Annotated in this window: 13 protein-coding genes; 11 read left to right on the forward strand and 2 right to left on the reverse strand. The window is 56.8% G+C overall.

Features of this window, described 5'->3' with window-relative positions:
- Positions 1-4 precede the first annotated feature (4 nt).
- The 5 genes from araA to rluA all read left to right on the forward strand — a co-directional run bounded on the left by araA (position 5) and on the right by rluA (position 8,431).
- Positions 5-1,507 carry an L-arabinose isomerase gene (gene araA / locus SPG90_RS16140; RefSeq protein WP_023310371.1) on the forward strand — a complete coding sequence of 501 codons (1,503 nt, stop codon included), beginning with the start codon at positions 5-7 and terminating at the stop codon, positions 1,505-1,507.
- 47 nt (positions 1,508-1,554) lie between these two features.
- On the forward strand, positions 1,555-2,250 hold the full coding sequence (gene araD, locus SPG90_RS16145) for an L-ribulose-5-phosphate 4-epimerase (protein ID WP_045400984.1): 696 nt from the start codon (positions 1,555-1,557) through the stop codon (positions 2,248-2,250).
- 116 nt (positions 2,251-2,366) lie between these two features.
- Positions 2,367-4,724: a DNA polymerase II gene (polB, locus tag SPG90_RS16150; RefSeq protein WP_322408234.1), complete on the forward strand. Its 2,358-nt coding sequence runs from the start codon at positions 2,367-2,369 to the stop codon at positions 4,722-4,724.
- A gap of 128 nt (positions 4,725-4,852) precedes the next feature.
- Complete coding sequence (gene rapA / locus SPG90_RS16155; RefSeq protein ID WP_248196617.1) at positions 4,853-7,759, forward strand: RNA polymerase-associated protein RapA; 2,907 nt, start codon at positions 4,853-4,855, stop codon at positions 7,757-7,759.
- Between the two features lie 12 nt (positions 7,760-7,771).
- Positions 7,772-8,431, forward strand: a complete 660-nt coding sequence (gene rluA, locus SPG90_RS16160) for a bifunctional tRNA pseudouridine(32) synthase/23S rRNA pseudouridine(746) synthase RluA (RefSeq protein WP_059445781.1) — start codon at positions 7,772-7,774, stop codon at positions 8,429-8,431.
- A 29-nt stretch (positions 8,432-8,460) separates the two neighbouring features.
- Here rluA and djlA read toward each other — a convergent pair whose 3' ends face one another.
- Positions 8,461-9,276 carry a co-chaperone DjlA gene (djlA, locus tag SPG90_RS16165; RefSeq protein ID WP_023310366.1) on the reverse strand — a complete coding sequence of 272 codons (816 nt, stop codon included), beginning with the start codon at positions 9,274-9,276 and terminating at the stop codon, positions 8,461-8,463.
- A gap of 239 nt (positions 9,277-9,515) precedes the next feature.
- On the opposite strand from djlA, the gene lptD reads away from it, so the two are divergent.
- Genes lptD through apaH form a run of 6 tightly spaced genes read left to right on the forward strand, consistent with a single transcriptional unit; the run spans position 9,516 to position 16,245 of the window.
- Complete coding sequence (lptD, locus tag SPG90_RS16170) at positions 9,516-11,867, forward strand: LPS assembly protein LptD (RefSeq protein ID WP_126303584.1); 2,352 nt, start codon at positions 9,516-9,518, stop codon at positions 11,865-11,867.
- A gap of 53 nt (positions 11,868-11,920) precedes the next feature.
- Positions 11,921-13,207, forward strand: coding sequence for a peptidylprolyl isomerase SurA (surA, locus tag SPG90_RS16175; RefSeq protein ID WP_023310364.1), 1,287 nt, complete (start codon positions 11,921-11,923; stop codon positions 13,205-13,207).
- Positions 13,207-14,193 carry a 4-hydroxythreonine-4-phosphate dehydrogenase PdxA gene (gene pdxA, locus SPG90_RS16180; protein WP_126303585.1) on the forward strand — a complete coding sequence of 329 codons (987 nt, stop codon included), beginning with the start codon at positions 13,207-13,209 and terminating at the stop codon, positions 14,191-14,193. The genes surA and pdxA overlap by 1 nt, the downstream gene beginning before the upstream one ends.
- The gene (rsmA, locus tag SPG90_RS16185; RefSeq protein WP_126303586.1) at positions 14,190-15,011 is read left to right on the forward strand and encodes a 16S rRNA (adenine(1518)-N(6)/adenine(1519)-N(6))-dimethyltransferase RsmA; all 822 of its coding nucleotides are present in this window, start codon (positions 14,190-14,192) and stop codon (positions 15,009-15,011) included. Before pdxA ends, rsmA begins: the two co-directional genes overlap by 4 nt.
- Before the next feature lie 3 nt (positions 15,012-15,014).
- Positions 15,015-15,392, forward strand: coding sequence for a Co2+/Mg2+ efflux protein ApaG (gene apaG, locus SPG90_RS16190; RefSeq protein WP_008502021.1), 378 nt, complete (start codon positions 15,015-15,017; stop codon positions 15,390-15,392).
- Between the two features lie 4 nt (positions 15,393-15,396).
- Positions 15,397-16,245: a bis(5'-nucleosyl)-tetraphosphatase (symmetrical) ApaH gene (gene apaH, locus SPG90_RS16195; RefSeq protein ID WP_032649852.1), complete on the forward strand. Its 849-nt coding sequence runs from the start codon at positions 15,397-15,399 to the stop codon at positions 16,243-16,245.
- A gap of 39 nt (positions 16,246-16,284) precedes the next feature.
- On the opposite strand, the gene folA is transcribed toward apaH, so the two are convergent.
- Positions 16,285-16,764: a type 3 dihydrofolate reductase gene (folA, locus tag SPG90_RS16200; protein ID WP_008502023.1), complete on the reverse strand. Its 480-nt coding sequence runs from the start codon at positions 16,762-16,764 to the stop codon at positions 16,285-16,287.
- Positions 16,765-16,816 lie beyond the last annotated feature (52 nt).

The following is a 16,816-nucleotide window of genomic DNA, read 5'->3' on the forward strand; positions in this document are numbered from 1 at the left end:
GATGATGACCATTTTTAATAACTATGAAGTGTGGTTTGTGATTGGCAGCCAGCATCTGTACGGACCGGAAGCGCTGCAGCAGGTGACGAAACACGCGGAGCACGTCGTTAACGCGCTGAATGCGGAAGCTAAACTGCCGTGCAAACTGGTGCTGAAACCGCTGGGCACCACGCCGGATGAAATTACCCACATCTGCCGCGACGCCAACTACGACGATAAATGCGCCGGTCTGGTGGTGTGGCTGCACACCTTCTCACCCGCTAAAATGTGGATTAACGGCCTGTCTATCCTCAACAAGCCGCTGCTGCAGTTCCATACCCAGTTCAACGCCTCCCTGCCGTGGGACAGCATCGACATGGACTTTATGAACCTGAACCAGACCGCGCACGGCGGCCGCGAGTTCGGCTTCATCGGCGCGCGTATGCGCCAGCAGCACGCGGTGGTCACCGGCCACTGGCAGGATGGCAAAGCGCAACAGCGTATCGGCTCCTGGATGCGCCAGGCAGTATCCAAACAGGATACCCGCCATCTGAAAGTAGTGCGTTTCGGCGACAACATGCGTGAAGTGGCGGTCACCGACGGCGACAAAGTGGCCGCGCAGATCAAGTTCGGCTTCTCCGTAAATACCTGGGCCGTGGGCGACCTGGTGCAGGTGGTGAATGAAATCAGCGACGGCGACGTGAGCGCGCTGGTGGACGAGTACGAAAGCAGCTACCGCCTGACGCCTGCGGCACAAATCAACGGCGACAAGCGTCAGAACGTGCTGGACGCGGCGCGCATCGAGCTGGGCATGAAGCGCTTCCTGGAACAGGGCGGCTTCCACGCCTTTACCACTACCTTTGAAGACCTCCACGGCCTGAAACAGCTGCCGGGCCTGGCGGTACAACGTCTGATGCAGCAGGGCTACGGCTTTGCGGGCGAAGGCGACTGGAAAACTGCCGCTCTGCTTCGCATCATGAAGGTGATGTCGACCGGTCTGCAGGGCGGCACCTCCTTTATGGAGGACTACACCTATCACTTCGAAAACGGCAACGACCTGGTGCTCGGCTCGCACATGCTGGAAGTGTGCCCGACGATCGCCGTGGAAGAGAAACCGATCCTCGACGTGCAGTACCTCGGCATCGGCGGTAAAGCCGATCCGGCGCGCCTGATCTTCAACACCCGTACGGGCCCGGCCATCAACGCCAGCCTGATCGACCTGGGCGATCGCTTCCGCCTGCTGGTGAACTGCGTCGATGCGGTTGAAACGCCGCACTCTCTGCCGAAACTGCCGGTCGCCAACGCCCTGTGGAAAGCGCAGCCTGATCTGCCAACCGCCTCTGAGGCATGGATCCTGGCCGGCGGCGCGCACCACACGGTGTTCAGCCACGCCCTTGATCTGAACGACATGCGTCAGTTCGCCGAGCTGCACGATATCGAGCTGACCGTGATTGATAACGATACCCGCCTGCCCGCCTTTAAAGACGCGCTGCGCTGGAACGAAGTCTATTACGGTTCAAAACGCTAAGTACGGAATGCCCGGTGACGCTACGCTCACCGGGCAGGGAGACAACAATGTTAGACGATCTCAAACGTCAGGTGCTCGAAGCCAACCTGGCGCTGCCGAAACATAATCTGGTCACCCTGACCTGGGGCAACGTCAGCGCCGTTGACCGCGAAAAAGGCGTGTTGGTGATTAAGCCTTCCGGCGTGGATTACACGGTGATGACCGCAGACGATATGGTCGTTGTCAGCCTCGAGACCGGCGAAGTGGTCGAAGGTAAGAAAAAACCGTCCTCCGATACGCCGACTCACCGCCTGCTGTACCGCTCATTCCCGAGCATCGGCGGCATCGTGCATACCCATTCGCGCCACGCCACCATCTGGGCGCAGGCGGGCCAGTCCATCCCGGCGACCGGCACCACCCACGCGGACTACTTTTACGGCACCATTCCCTGCACGCGTCTGATGACCGATGCGGAGATCGGCGGTGAGTACGAGTGGGAAACGGGTAACGTGATTGTTGAAACCTTCGAAAAACAGGGTATCGACGCGGCGCAGATGCCCGGCGTGCTGGTGCACTCCCACGGCCCGTTTGCCTGGGGTAAAAACGCAGAAGACGCGGTGCATAACGCCATCGTGCTCGAAGAGGTCGCCTATATGGGGATCTTCTGTCGCCAGCTGGCGCCGCAGCTGCCGGATATGCAGCAAACCCTGCTGGAAAAGCATTACCTGCGCAAGCACGGCGCGAAGGCCTATTACGGGCAGTAGCTTGCAGGCTGGACAAGCGCAGCGCTATCTGGCAAAACAGACACTGTATAAAACCCCAGCAAAACAACCTTAACCAGGCTATAATCAGGCCTGGTTTTGTTTTCTGGGATAACGGCGTGGCGCAGGCGCAAGAAGGTTTTTTACTGACCCGACACTGGCGGGATACCCCTCAGGGCACCGAGGTCGCGTTCTGGCTGGCAACCGACAACGGTCCGCTACACGTTACGCTGCCGCCGCAGGAATCCGTTGCCTTTATTCCTGAAGCCCACGTCGAGAAGGTGAAGCAGCTGCTGCGCGGCGAAAACGGCTGGCGCATCACTCCGCTTGAGCTGAAAGATTTCCACCGTCAGCCGGTTTACGGCCTCTACTGTCGCGCCCATCGTCAGCTGATGCGCTATGAAAAGCTGCTCCGCGAGGCGGGCGTGACGCTCTACGAGGCGGATATTCGCCCACCGGAACGCTTTCTGATGGAGCGGTTTATTACCGCCCCCGTCTGGGTCGACGGCACCGATCATAGCGGCAGCCTCGTTAACGCGCGCCTGAAGCCCAATCCGCACTACCGCCCGCCGCTGAAGTGGGTCTCACTGGATATTGAAACCACCCGCCACGGCGAACTGTACTGCATCGGTCTGGAAGGCTGCGGCGATCGGGTTGTCTATATGCTCGGGCCGCCGAATGGCGATGCCTCCGCGCTGGATTTCCGGCTTGAGTACGTCAACAGCCGCCCGCAGCTGCTGGAGAAGCTTAACCAGTGGTTTGCCGACAACGACCCCGACGTCCTGATCGGCTGGAACGTGGTGCAGTTTGACCTGCGCGTGCTGCAAAAGCACGCCGAGCGCTACCGCATCCCGCTGATGCTGGGGCGCGGAAACAGCGAGCTGGAATGGCGCGAACACGGTTTTAAGAACGGCGTTTTCTTCGCGCAGGCTAACGGTCGCCTGATTATCGACGGCATCGAGGCGCTAAAATCCGCCTTCTGGAACTTCTCTTCATTCTCCCTGGAAGCCGTCGCGCAGGAGCTGCTTGGCGAAGGCAAATCCATCGACAACCCCTGGGACAGAATGGACGAAATTGACCGGCGCTTTAACGAAGACAAACCCGCGCTCGCCACCTATAACATGAAAGACTGCGAGCTGGTCACGCAGATCTTCCACAAAACCGAGATTATGCCGTTCCTGCTGGAGCGCGCGACGGTAAACGGCCTGGCCGTCGACAGACACGGCGGCTCCGTAGCGGCCTTTAGCCACCTCTATTTTCCGCGGATGCATCGGGCAGGATACGTCGCCCCCAACCTCGGGGACGTGCCGCCGCAGGCAAGTCCCGGCGGGTATGTGATGGACTCCCGGCCAGGATTGTATGACTCCGTTCTGGTACTGGATTACAAAAGCCTCTACCCGTCGATTATCCGCACCTTCCTGATCGACCCCGTCGGGCTGGTGGAAGGCCTGGCCCAGCCTGATGATGAGCACAGCACCGAAGGCTTCCTCGGCGCACGCTTCTCGCGGGAAAAACACTGCCTGCCTGAAATCGTGGGAAACATCTGGCACGGCCGCGATGAGGCCAAGCGCCACGGCAACAAGCCCCTTTCTCAGGCGCTAAAAATCATTATGAATGCTTTTTACGGCGTGCTGGGCACCAGCGCCTGCCGCTTCTTTGATCCGCGTCTGGCCTCCTCGATCACCATGCGCGGGCACGAGATCATGCGCCAGACCAAAGCGCTGATTGAGTCCCGGGGCTATGACGTCATCTACGGCGACACGGACTCCACCTTTGTGTGGCTTAAGGGCGCGCACTCTGAAGACGACGCCGCGCAAATCGGCAAAGCGCTGGTCGCCTTCGTGAACGACTGGTGGCAGGAACATTTGCAGAAAGAGCGGTTAACCAGCGCGCTGGAGCTGGAATTTGAAACCCATTTCGCCCGCTTTTTAATGCCCACCATCCGCGGCACCGATCAGGGCAGCAAAAAGCGCTACGCCGGGCTGATTCAGGAAGGTGACGCGCAGCGGATGGTGTTTAAAGGGCTGGAGACGGTACGTACCGACTGGACGCCGCTGGCGCAGCAGTTCCAGCAGACGCTCTATCTGCGGGTGTTTCGCAATGAGCCGTATCAGGACTACGTGCGCGAGACGATAGCCAGCCTGATGGCGGGCGAACTTGACGCGCAGCTGGTATACCGCAAGCGCCTGCGCCGCCCGCTGGCGGAGTACCAGCGCAACGTTCCTCCGCACGTACGCGCCGCGCGTCTGGCGGATGAAGAAAACGTCCGCCGTGGCCGCGCGCCGCAATATCAAAACCGGGGAACCATTAAATACGTCTGGACCACTAGCGGCCCGGAACCCGTGGATTATCAGCATTCTCCTCTGGATTACGAACACTATCTGACGCGTCAGCTTCAGCCGGTTGCCGACGGAATTTTGCCCTTCATCGACGATGATTTTGCTACACTAGTGACAGGGCAACTTGGCCTATTTTGACGCGTGACGAAATGGCTGCCATCCAGTACCATAGCGCCCTTTCCATTCCCGGACCCATTTTTCGATGACCGTCTTTTTTGACGGTAGTCGAACTATTGCCTGCAATTAAAGATTAGAGCCGAACAACTATGCCTTTTACACTTGGTCAACGCTGGATCAGCGATACAGAAAGCGAACTTGGATTAGGAACCGTCGTAGCTATCGATACGCGTATGGTTACCCTCCTCTTCCCTGCCACCGGTGAAAACCGTCTGTACGCTCGCAATGACTCCCCTGTAACCCGCGTGATGTTTAATCCGGGTGACACCGTGACCAGCCATGACGGCTGGCAGCTCAAGATTGAAGACGTAAAAGAAGAGAATGGACTGCTCGCCTACATCGGGACTCGTCTGGACACCGACGAGACCAATGTCGTCCTGCGCGAAGTGCTGCTCGACAGCAAACTGGTGTTCAGTAAGCCGCAGGACCGCCTGTTTGCCGGGCAAATCGACCGTATGGATCGCTTCTCCCTGCGCTATCGCGCGCGTAAGTTCCAGAGTGAACAGTACCGCATGCCGTGGAGCGGCCTGCGCGGCCAGCGCACCAGCCTGATCCCCCACCAGCTGAACATCGCCCACGACGTGGGCCGTCGCCACGCGCCGCGCGTGCTGCTGGCAGATGAAGTGGGCCTGGGTAAAACCATCGAAGCGGGCATGATCCTGCATCAACAGCTGCTTTCCGGCGCTGCAGAGCGCGTGCTGATCGTGGTGCCAGAAACTCTGCAGCACCAGTGGCTGGTTGAAATGCTGCGCCGCTTTAACCTGCGTTTCTCCCTGTTCGACGATGAACGCTATGCCGAAGCGCAGCACGATGCCGACAACCCGTTTGAAACCGAACAGCTGGTCATTTGCTCTCTGGACTTCGTGCGCCGCAGCAAGCAGCGTCTTGAGCACCTGTGCGATGCCGAGTGGGACATTATGGTTGTTGACGAGGCGCACCATTTGGTCTGGAGCGAAGACGCGCCGAGCCGCGAATACATGGCTATCGAGCAGCTTGCCGAGCGCGTGCCTGGCGTTCTGCTGCTGACCGCAACGCCGGAGCAGCTGGGTCTGGAAAGCCACTTCGCCCGCTTGCGCCTGCTCGATCCAAACCGTTTCCACGACTTTGCGCAGTTCGTGGAAGAACAAAATAACTACCGTCCGGTCGCGGATGCCGTCGCCATGCTGCTGGCGGGCAAGCGTCTTTCTGATGACGAGCTCAACACCCTGAGCGATCTGATTGGCGAGCAGGATATCGAGCCGCTTTTGCAGGCTGCGAACAGCGACAGCGACAACGCGGAATCCGCGCGTAAAGAGCTGATCGACATGCTGATGGACCGCCACGGCACCAGCCGCGTGCTGTTCCGTAACACCCGTAACGGCGTTAAAGGCTTCCCGAAACGCGAGCTGCATACGATTAAACTGCCGCTGCCGACGCAGTATCAGACGGCGATTAAAGTCTCCGGCATTATGGGGGCGCGCAAAACCCAGGAAGAGCGCGCCCGCGACATGCTTTATCCGGAACAAATCTACCAGGAATTTGAAGGCGATACCGGCACCTGGTGGAACTTCGACCCGCGCGTGGAGTGGCTGATGGGCTACCTGACCGCGCACCGCTCCCAGAAAGTGCTGGTGATCTGCGCCAAAGCGGCCACCGCGCTGCAGCTGGAACAGGTTCTGCGCGAGCGTGAAGGCATTCGCGCCGCCGTGTTCCACGAAGGCATGTCCATCGTCGAGCGCGACCGCGCCGCGGCGTGGTTCGGGGAAGAGGACAGCGGCGCACAGGTTCTGCTGTGCTCGGAAATCGGATCTGAAGGTCGTAACTTCCAGTTCGCCAGCAACCTGGTGATGTTCGATCTGCCGTTTAACCCGGATCTGCTGGAGCAGCGTATCGGCCGTCTGGATCGTATCGGTCAGGCGCATGATATTCAGATCCACGTGCCGTATCTGGAAAAAACCGCGCAGTCCGTGCTGGTACGCTGGTTCCACGAAGGTCTGGACGCGTTTGAACATACCTGCCCGACGGGCCGCACCATTTATGATCAAGTGCATGGCGATCTGATCGGCTACCTGGCCGCGCCGGAAAACACAGAAGGGTTTGATGAGCTGATCAAGTCCTGCCGTGAGAAGCACGATGCGCTGAAAGCTCAGTTGGAGCAGGGCCGCGATCGCCTGCTGGAGATCCATTCCAACGGCGGTGAGAAAGCGCAGGCGCTGGCAGAGAGCATCGAAGAGCAGGATGACGACACCAGCCTGATCAGCTTCTCGATGAACCTGTTCGACATCGTCGGCATCAACCAGGACGATCGCGGCGAGAACCTGATTGTCCTGACCCCGTCCGATCACATGCTGGTTCCGGATTTCCCGGGCCTGCCGGAAGATGGCTGCACCATCACCTTCGAGCGTGATGTGGCGCTGTCCCGTGAAGATGCCCAGTTCATCACCTGGGAACACCCGCTGATCCGCAATGGGCTGGACCTGATTCTCTCCGGCGATACCGGCAGCAGCACTATCTCCCTGTTAAAAAACAAGGCGCTGCCGGTGGGAACGCTGCTGCTGGAGCTGATTTACGTTGTGGAAGCGCAGGCGCCGAAACAGCTGCAGCTCACCCGCTTCCTGCCGCCAACGCCCGTCCGCCTGCTGCTGGACAAAAACGGCACTAACCTGGCAGGACAGGTTGAATTCGAGAGTTTCAACCGACAGCTGAGCGCGGTAAACCGCCATACGGGCAGCAAGCTGGTGAACGCGGTACAGCAGGATGTGCACGCGATTCTGCAACTGGGCGAAACCCAGATTGAAAAAGCGGCCAGAGCGCTGATTGACGCCGCGCGCAGTGAAGCCGACGAGAAACTGTCTGCGGAGCTGTCCCGTCTGGAGGCGTTAAAAGCCGTCAACCCGAACATCCGCGACGACGAGCTGGCGGCGATTGAAAGCAACCGTCAGCAGGTGCTGGAAAGCCTGAATCAGGCTGGCTGGCATCTGGATGCCCTGCGTCTTATCGTTGTGACGCATCAGTAAACGGAGCGCAAGATGGTGATGGAGCCTTACAATCCGCCGCATGATCCCTGGCTGGTCATTCTATATCAGGATGAACACATTATGGTGGTCAACAAGCCCAGCGGCCTGTTGTCCGTGCCGGGGCGTCTGGACGAGCACAAAGACAGCGTGATGACGCGCATTCAGCGCGATTATCCGCAGGCGGAGTCTGTCCATCGCCTGGATATGGCCACCAGCGGCGTGATTGTGGTAGCGCTGAACAAAGCGGCGGAACGCGAGTTAAAGCGCCAGTTCCGCGAGCGCGAGCCGAAAAAGCAGTATGTCGCCCGCGTCTGGGGCCACCCCGCGCAGGCGGAAGGCCTGGTGGATTTACCGCTGATCTGCGACTGGCCGAACCGGCCTAAGCAGAAGGTGTGTTACGAAACCGGCAAGGCCGCGCAGACCGAGTACGAAGTGCTGGAGTACGCGCCGGATAATACCGCGCGCGTCCTGCTTAAGCCGATTACCGGACGTTCGCACCAGCTGCGCGTGCATATGCTCGCTCTGGGTCATCCGATTCTGGGCGACCGCTTCTACGCGCCGCCTGAAGCGCTGGCCTTAGCGCCACGTCTGCAGCTGCACGCGCAGACGCTCACCATCACCCATCCAGCCTTCGGTAACGCGATGACGTTTAAAGCCCCGGTGGACTTCTAAAAAAAAAGCCCGACATCGTCGGGCTTTTTTTATTTGAAACCTTTCTTCTCTTTTATGAGCTCGTACGCCTTCTGGATTTCCTGCGCTTTTTGCTTCGCCATCTCCATCATTTCTGGCGGTAAGCCTTTCGCGACCAGTTTGTCCGGATGGTGTTCACTCATGAGCTTGCGATAGGCACGTTTAATCGTGGTCTGATCGTCAGAGGGCTTAACGCCAAGCACGTTACAGGCGTCTTCCAGCGTCGGACCACGCTGCGCCTGCTGCCAGGCACCGCCGGACGACTGCTGATGATAGCCACCGCCAAACTGCGCCCCGCCCTGCATCATGCGCAGGAACTGGTCGAACTGCATGCGGGAGATGCCCAGCTCTTCCGCAATGACGTACAGCACGTCACGTTCGTTAGGGTGAAGTGAGCCGTCTGCGAAGGCCGCCTGGATTTGAATTTCCAGAAACATCCGAATTAAATCAAAACGTCCAAAGCAGATGCTGCGGAACTGACGCATTTTTTCGCGAAGCGGATAATTATCCGACTTACCGATGCGAAACGCATTTTGCGCTGCCAGACGGGAGTCGCCGTGCAGGTTCATGCGATCCATAAAAACGCTGGCAATCTGAATATCGGCTTCTGTGACACGCCCTTTGGATTTGGTTAAGTGCCCCATGACCTCAAAGGTGGTGGAGAAAAAGAGTGACTGACGCTCGCGCTGATTGGCAAACCAGGCCATTTTGCGGCTGCGCGCCTTATCAAACATATGGCCGATAATAAGCCCAAGCACAATCCCCCAGAACCCGGCACCCATGATGATGGCGAACGCAACGCCGATTATTTTACCCCAATACTGCATATACTCCCCGGATAGTCATATTCCTGGCCGACGCAACGTCATCATCACTGTGTTCAAGTCACGGTCAATTGAAGGACATCGCCTATAATTTGCTTTATCATACTCGTCATTCGATAGCGAGCCTAACACTCTGGCACGCAAACGGGCAGGATTAACGCTGGTACTGCGCAGATGAGTAAGATAGTCTCTGAGCGTTTGTAAGCCGTAGCCACTGATGACGGAACAATAAAATACAACGTATGAAAAAACGTATCCCCACCCTCCTGGCCACAATGATTGGCTCCGCCCTGTACAGTCAACAGGGGCTGGCGGCCGATCTCGCCTCGCAGTGTATGCTTGGCGTCCCAAGTTATAATCGCCCACTGGTGAGTGGCGATACAAATAGCTTGCCGGTAACCATTACTGCCGACAGTTCGAAAGGGACTTACCCTGACAATGCCACGTTTACGGGCAATGTAGATATTAACCAGGGCAATAGCCGCCTGCAGGCAGACGAAGTGCAGCTGCACCAGAAGCAGCCGGAAGGTGCGGCCGAGCCGGTACGAACGGTGGATGCGCTGGGTAATGTGCACTATGACGACAATCAGGTCATCCTGAAAGGTCCGAAAGCCTGGTCAAACCTGAATACTAAAGATACTAACGTCTGGAAAGGTGATTACCAGATGGTGGGTCGCCAGGGGCGCGGCGACGCTGACCTGATGAAACAGCGCGGTGAAAACCGCTATACGATCCTGGAAAACGGTACGTTCACATCATGTCTGCCGGGTTCAAATACCTGGAGCGTGGTCGGGAGCGAGGTTATCCATGACCGCGAAGAACAGGTCGCAGAGATCTGGAACGCCCGCTTTAAGCTGGGTCCAGTACCCATATTCTACAGCCCTTATCTGCAGCTTCCCGTCGGTGACAAACGTCGCTCCGGTTTCCTGATCCCGAATGCCAAGTACAGCACGTCGAACTACTTTGAGTTCTACCTGCCGTATTACTGGAACATCGCGCCAAACATGGATGCGACGATCACGCCGCACTATATCCACAAGCGCGGCAACATCATGTGGGAGAACGAGTTCCGCTATCTGACCCACGCCGGTGCGGGTCTGATGGAGCTGGATTATCTGCCGTCCGATAAAGTCTTCCAGGACGAGCATCCGACCGAAGGCGACAAGCACCGCTGGTTATTCTACTGGCAGCATGCCGGGGTAATGGATCAGGTATGGCGCTTTAATGTTGACTACACCAAAGTTAGCGATTCGTCTTATTTTAATGACTTCTCGTCCAAATACGGCTCAAGTACCGATGGCTATGCCACGCAGAAATTCAGCGTAGGCTATGCGGTACAGAACTTTGACGCAACCGTCTCGACCAAGCAATTCCAGGTATTTTCTGACCAGTCCACGCCTACATATGGGGCAGAGCCACAGCTGGACGTTAACTGGTATCAGAATGACTTGGGTCCATTCGACACCCGGGTTTACGCTCAGGCGGTACATTTCGTTAACACGGATTCGGACATGCCTGAAGCGACGCGTGTTCACCTTGAGCCGACGATCAATCTGCCGTGGTCTAACGACTGGGCGAGCCTGAATACCGAAGCCAAGCTGATGGCGACTCACTATCAGCAAAAAAATATCGATAATTACAATGCCAGTAGAAATGCCAACCTTGAGGAGTCGGTCAACCGAACGCTTCCGCAGTTCAAAATGGACGGGAAGCTGATCTTCGAGCGTGATATGGCTCTGCTGGCGGATGGTTATACCCAAACGCTTGAACCGCGTATGCAGTATTTGTACGTGCCGTATCGCGATCAGAGCAAAATCCAGAACTACGACTCCTCTTTACTGCAGTCTGACTACAGCGGCCTGTTCCGTGACCGTACTTACGGCGGTCTTGACCGCATCGCGTCTGCTAACCAGTTAACGACCGGCGTCACAACACGTGTTTATGATGATGCTGCCGTTGAACGTTTTAACGTTTCTGTTGGTCAAATCTACTATTTCACCGAGTCACGCACCGGTGATGACAACATTAACTGGGAGAAAGATAACAAAACGGGATCGCTGGTCTGGGCGGGAGATACTTACTGGCGTATGACCGATCGTTGGGGTCTGCGCGGTGGTGTGCAATATGACACTCGCCTCGATAATATTGCCACAAGTAGTGCGGCTATTGAGTACCGTCGCGATGAAGACCGTATGGTGCAGTTGACTTATCGTTACGCCAGCCCGGAATATATTCAGGCAACATTGCCATCATATGCTGGTGCAGAACAGTATAAAGACGGTATCTCGCAGGTGGGTGGCGCAGCGAGTTGGCCAATCGCCGACCGCTGGTCAATCGTAGGCGCATACTACTTCGACACTAACGCCAATAAACCTGCTGACCAGATGGTGGGTCTGCAATATAACTCCTGCTGTTACGCGCTGCGTGTCGGCTACGAACGCAAGCTTAACGGCTGGGATACTCAAAACAATCAGAGCAAATACGATAACGTGATTGGCTTTAACTTCGAGTTACGCGGTCTGAGTTCCAACTACGGTCTGGGTACACAGAAAATGCTGCGCTCGAATATTCTGCCGTACAGTAGCGCCTTGTAATGTGCTTGATTTGCAACGTAATCCGCTTTGCGGTTAATTGAAATGGAAAAAGTATGAAGAACTGGAAAACGCTGCTGCTCGGTGTCGCTATGGTTGCGAATACCAGCTTCGCGGCCCCCCAGGTTGTTGATAAAGTCGCTGCTGTGGTTAACAACGGCGTCGTGCTTGAAAGTGACGTTGACGGTCTGATGAAATCGGTGAAGCTCAATTCGGGCGAAGCCGGTCAACAGCTTCCGGATGACGCCACGCTGCGCCACCAGATCCTGGAGCGTCTGATCATGGATCAGATCGTTCTGCAGATGGGGCAGAAAATGGGTGTGAAGGTCACTGACGAGCAGCTCGATCAGGCGATCGCTAACATCGCGAAGCAGAACAATATGTCTTTAGACCAGATGCGCAGCCGCCTGGCCTATGACGGCATCAGCTACGCTACCTACCGTAACCAGATCCGTAAAGAGATGCTGATTTCGGAAGTGCGTAACAACGAAGTGCGTCGCCGCGTTACCATCCTGCCTCAGGAAGTCGACGCGCTGGCAAAACAGGTGGGTAACCAGAACGATGCGAGCACAGAGCTGAACCTGAGCCACATTCTGATCCCACTGCCAGAGAACCCAACGTCCGATCAGGCTGCGGAAGCCGAAAGCCAGGCGCGTTCTATTGTTGAACAGGCGCGTAACGGCGGCGACTTTGGCAAGCTGGCAATCACCTACTCCGCTGACCAACAGGCGCTGAAAGGCGGCCAGATGGGCTGGGGCCGTATTCAGGAGCTGCCATCCATCTTTGCCCAGGCGCTGAGCACGGCGAAGAAAGGGGATATCGTCGGTCCTATCCGTTCAGGCGTGGGCTTCCACATTCTGAAGGTGAACGATCTGCGCGGCCAGAGCCAAAATATCTCCGTCACCGAAGTTCACGCTCGCCACATTCTTCTGAAACCGTCACCGATCATGACTGACGATCAGGCGCGTGTGAAGCTGGAACAGATCGCAGCTGACATTAAGAGCGGTAAAACCTCATTTGCGAAAGCAGCAAAAGAGTTCTCTCAGGATCCAGGCTCTGCTAACCAGGGCGGCGATCTGGGCTGGGCGGCTGCGGATATCTACGATCCTGCCTTCCGCGATGCGTTGATGAAGCTGAACAAAGGCCAGATCAGCGCGCCGGTCCACTCTTCATTCGGCTGGCATCTGATCGAGCTGATGGACACCCGTAACGTTGATAAAACGGATGCGGCACAGAAAGACAGAGCCTACCGTATGCTGTTTAACCGCAAGTTCTCTGAAGAAGCAGCAACCTGGATGCAGGAACAACGCGCCAGCGCTTACGTGAAAGTTCTGAGCAACTAATGAAACAGCATCGTGTTGTTATCACGCCCGGCGAACCCGCCGGGATTGGGCCTGACCTCGTTGTCCAGCTCGCCCAGCGCAGCTGGCCGGTAGAACTGGTTGTCTGCGCCGATGCAACACTGTTACAAGACCGGGCAACGCTGCTCGGTCTGCCTTTAACACTCATCCCTTACGTTGAAGGCCAACAGCCTGCACCCCAGCAAGCCGGTACACTCACCCTTCTTTCTGTTCCGCTTCGTACACCGGTTATTCCGGGACAACTCAGCACGGAAAACGGCCACTATGTCGTGGAAACCCTGGCGCGCGCCTGCGACGGTTGCCTGAAGGGCGAATTTGCCGCCCTGATTACCGGTCCCGTCCATAAAGGCGTCATCAACGAAGCGGGTATACCGTTTACCGGGCATACGGAGTTCTTCGAAGAGCGCTCACGTAGCCCGAAAGTGGTGATGATGCTGGCGACGGAGGAAATGCGCGTTGCGCTGGTGACCACCCATCTGCCGATCAAAGCCATTCCTGACGCGATCACCCCTGATCTCCTGCGCGAAATCATCGGGATTTTGCATCACGATCTGCAGACAAAGTTTGGGATCCCGCAGCCGCACGTGCTGGTCTGCGGCCTGAATCCGCACGCCGGTGAAGGCGGGCACATGGGCACCGAAGAGATCGACACCATCATTCCGGTACTCAACGAAATGCGGGCGAAGGGGATGAATCTCAGCGGGCCGCTGCCTGCAGATACCCTTTTCCAGCCGAAATACCTGGATAATGCCGACGCCGTGCTCGCGATGTACCACGATCAGGGCCTGCCCGTGCTAAAATACCAGGGCTTTGGCCGCGGGGTGAATATCACCCTCGGTTTACCCTTTATTCGAACGTCCGTTGACCACGGTACTGCGCTGGATCTGGCAGGCCAGGGGAAAGCGGATGTCGGCAGTTTTATTACGGCGCTTAATCTCGCCATCAAAATGATTGTTAATACTCAATGACTAATCGAGTCCATCAGGGCCACTTAGCCCGTAAACGTTTCGGGCAAAACTTCCTTAACGATCAGTTCGTGATCGAAAGCATTGTCTCGGCTATTAATCCGCAAAAAGGTCAGGCGATGGTCGAAATCGGCCCGGGCCTTGCCGCGCTGACCGAGCCGGTAGGCGAACGCCTCGACGAGCTGACCGTCATCGAACTGGACCGCGATCTGGCCGCACGCCTGCAAACGCACCCGTTCCTCGGGCCGAAGCTGACCATCTATCAGCAGGACGCCATGACCATGAACTTTGGCGAACTGTCGAAAAAAATGGGCCAGCCGCTGCGCGTCTTCGGCAACCTGCCGTACAACATCTCCACGCCGCTTATGTTCCACCTCTTTAGCTATACTGATGCCATTGCCGACATGCACTTCATGTTGCAAAAAGAGGTTGTTAACCGTCTGGTTGCAGGCCCGAACAGTAAAGCGTATGGTCGTTTAAGCGTGATGGCACAATATTACTGCAACGTGATCCCGGTACTCGAAGTACCGCCGTCAGCGTTCACACCACCACCGAAAGTGGATTCAGCGGTTGTGCGCCTTGTACCGCACAAAACGAAACCGTATCCGGTTAAAGATCTGCGTGTACTGAGCCGCATTACCACTGAAGCCTTTAACCAGCGTCGTAAAACGATCCGTAACAGCCTCAGCAATTCCTTTACCGTTGAGGTGTTAGCCGAACTGGGAATCGACCCGGCAATGCGTGCGGAGAACATTTCCGTAGAGCAATACTGCAAGCTGGCTAATTACATCAGCGATAATGCGCCGCCGAAGGAGAGCTAAGCCATGATTGATTCGCCCCGCGTATGTGTCCATGTACAAAGCGTCTATGTTGAATCACAGTCATCACCGGACGAAGAACGTTTTGTCTTTGCTTACACCGTGACCATTCGCAATCTGGGGCGGACGCCCGTGCAGCTGCGCGGACGCTACTGGCTTATCACCAACGGCAATGGCCGCGAAATCGAAGTTCAGGGTGAAGGTGTGGTCGGTGAACAGCCCCACATCGCCCCTGGCGAAGAGTACCAGTACACCAGCGGCGCGGTGATTGAAACGCCGATGGGTACTATGCAAGGCCATTATGAAATGGTCGACGTCGATGGCAATGATTTCCGCGTTGCCATTCCTGTGTTCCGTCTCGCCGTAACCACACTCATTCATTAATCTAATGTCTACATATCTGATTGGCGACGTTCACGGTTGCTACGATGAACTGATCGCATTGTTAAAACAGGTCGACTTTACGCCAGGACAGGACACGCTCTGGCTGACGGGCGATTTAGTCGCGCGTGGCCCCGGCTCCCTTGAAGTATTACGTTTCGTCAAATCGCTGGGCGACAGCGTCCGCATGGTGCTGGGCAATCACGATCTGCATCTGCTGGCGGTTTTCGCCGGGATCAGCCGCAACAAACCTAAAGATCGCCTCACCCCACTGCTGGATGCGCCGGACGCGGACGATCTGATTAACTGGCTGCGCCGTCAGCCCCTACTGCAGATCGACGAAGAGAAAAAGCTGGTCATGGCGCATGCCGGGATCACGCCACAATGGGATCTCGAGACGGCGAAAACCTGCGCGCGTGACGTTGAGGCGGTGCTGGCGAGCGACTCGTATCCTTTCTTCCTCGATGCCATGTACGGCGATATGCCGAACCACTGGAGCGAGGATCTCAGCGGTCTGGCCCGTCTGCGCTTTATCACCAACGCGTTCACCCGCATGCGCTTCTGCTTCCCGAACGGACAGCTGGACATGTATTCCAAAGAGACGCCGGAAAGTGCGCCCGCTCCGCTGAAACCGTGGTTTGCCATTCCGGGGCCGGTGACAAGCGAGTACAGCGTGGTATTTGGTCACTGGGCTGCGCTGGAAGGAAAAGGCACACCGGAAGGGATTTACGGTCTGGATACCGGATGCTGCTGGGGCGGAGAGTTAACCTGCTTACGCTGGGAAGATAAAGCTTACTTTGTGCAGCCGTCCAACCGACAGCTGGACTTAGGAGAAGGCGAGGCAGTCGCCTCCTGATACGCTATTCCCTCTCCCGGCCGGGAGAGGGAAAATCACTTAACGACGTTCCAGAATCTCGAAGCAGTAGCTGTGGGAGTTCTGTGCATCCGCGTCGTGGAATTCGCTGAATACCGATTCCCACTCGTCCGGATCGTAGTCCGGGAAATGGGTATCCCCTTCCACTTCTGCATCAATGTGGGTCAGATACAGCTTCTGCGCTTTTGGCAGGAACTGCTCGTACACGCGCCCACCGCCAATCACCATGATCTCTTCGGCATTGCCGCATGCAGCAATCGCCTCGTCTACTGATTTTACCCATTCGACGCGATCGTCAGTGCCCGGCTGGCTGCTGATAACGATATTCTTACGGCCCGGCAATGGACGACCAATCGACTCCCAGGTCAGGCGGCCCATCACTACCGGCTTGTTTAACGTAGTACGTTTAAACCATGCGAGATCGGCAGGCAGGTTCCACGGCATGGCATTTTCCATACCGATAACGCGGTCCACCGCCAGCGCTGCAATCAGACTGATCATTGAAAATTTCCCGGATGCAAAAAATTGCCGCCACTATACGGAAAGCTTAATC

Origin of the sequence: Enterobacter sp. D2 (assembly GCF_034427575.1) — a bacterium.
GTDB lineage: Bacteria > Pseudomonadota > Gammaproteobacteria > Enterobacterales > Enterobacteriaceae > Enterobacter > Enterobacter cloacae_M.

What these genes read in the sequence shown, in the direction of transcription:
- araA (WP_023310371.1), top strand. Translation starts at nt 5, where the DNA reads ATGACCATTTTTAATAACTATGAAGTGTGGTTTGTGATTGGCAGCCAG.
- araD (WP_045400984.1), top strand. Translation starts at nt 1,555, where the DNA reads ATGTTAGACGATCTCAAACGTCAGGTGCTCGAAGCCAACCTGGCGCTG.
- rapA (WP_248196617.1), top strand. Translation starts at nt 4,853, where the DNA reads ATGCCTTTTACACTTGGTCAACGCTGGATCAGCGATACAGAAAGCGAA.
- rluA (WP_059445781.1), top strand. Translation starts at nt 7,772, where the DNA reads ATGGTGATGGAGCCTTACAATCCGCCGCATGATCCCTGGCTGGTCATT.
- djlA (WP_023310366.1), bottom strand. Translation starts at nt 9,276, where the DNA reads ATGCAGTATTGGGGTAAAATAATCGGCGTTGCGTTCGCCATCATCATG.
- lptD (WP_126303584.1), top strand. Translation starts at nt 9,516, where the DNA reads ATGAAAAAACGTATCCCCACCCTCCTGGCCACAATGATTGGCTCCGCC.
- surA (WP_023310364.1), top strand. Translation starts at nt 11,921, where the DNA reads ATGAAGAACTGGAAAACGCTGCTGCTCGGTGTCGCTATGGTTGCGAAT.
- pdxA (WP_126303585.1), top strand. Translation starts at nt 13,207, where the DNA reads ATGAAACAGCATCGTGTTGTTATCACGCCCGGCGAACCCGCCGGGATT.
- rsmA (WP_126303586.1), top strand. Translation starts at nt 14,190, where the DNA reads ATGACTAATCGAGTCCATCAGGGCCACTTAGCCCGTAAACGTTTCGGG.
- apaG (WP_008502021.1), top strand. Translation starts at nt 15,015, where the DNA reads ATGATTGATTCGCCCCGCGTATGTGTCCATGTACAAAGCGTCTATGTT.
- apaH (WP_032649852.1), top strand. Translation starts at nt 15,397, where the DNA reads ATGTCTACATATCTGATTGGCGACGTTCACGGTTGCTACGATGAACTG.
- folA (WP_008502023.1), bottom strand. Translation starts at nt 16,764, where the DNA reads ATGATCAGTCTGATTGCAGCGCTGGCGGTGGACCGCGTTATCGGTATG.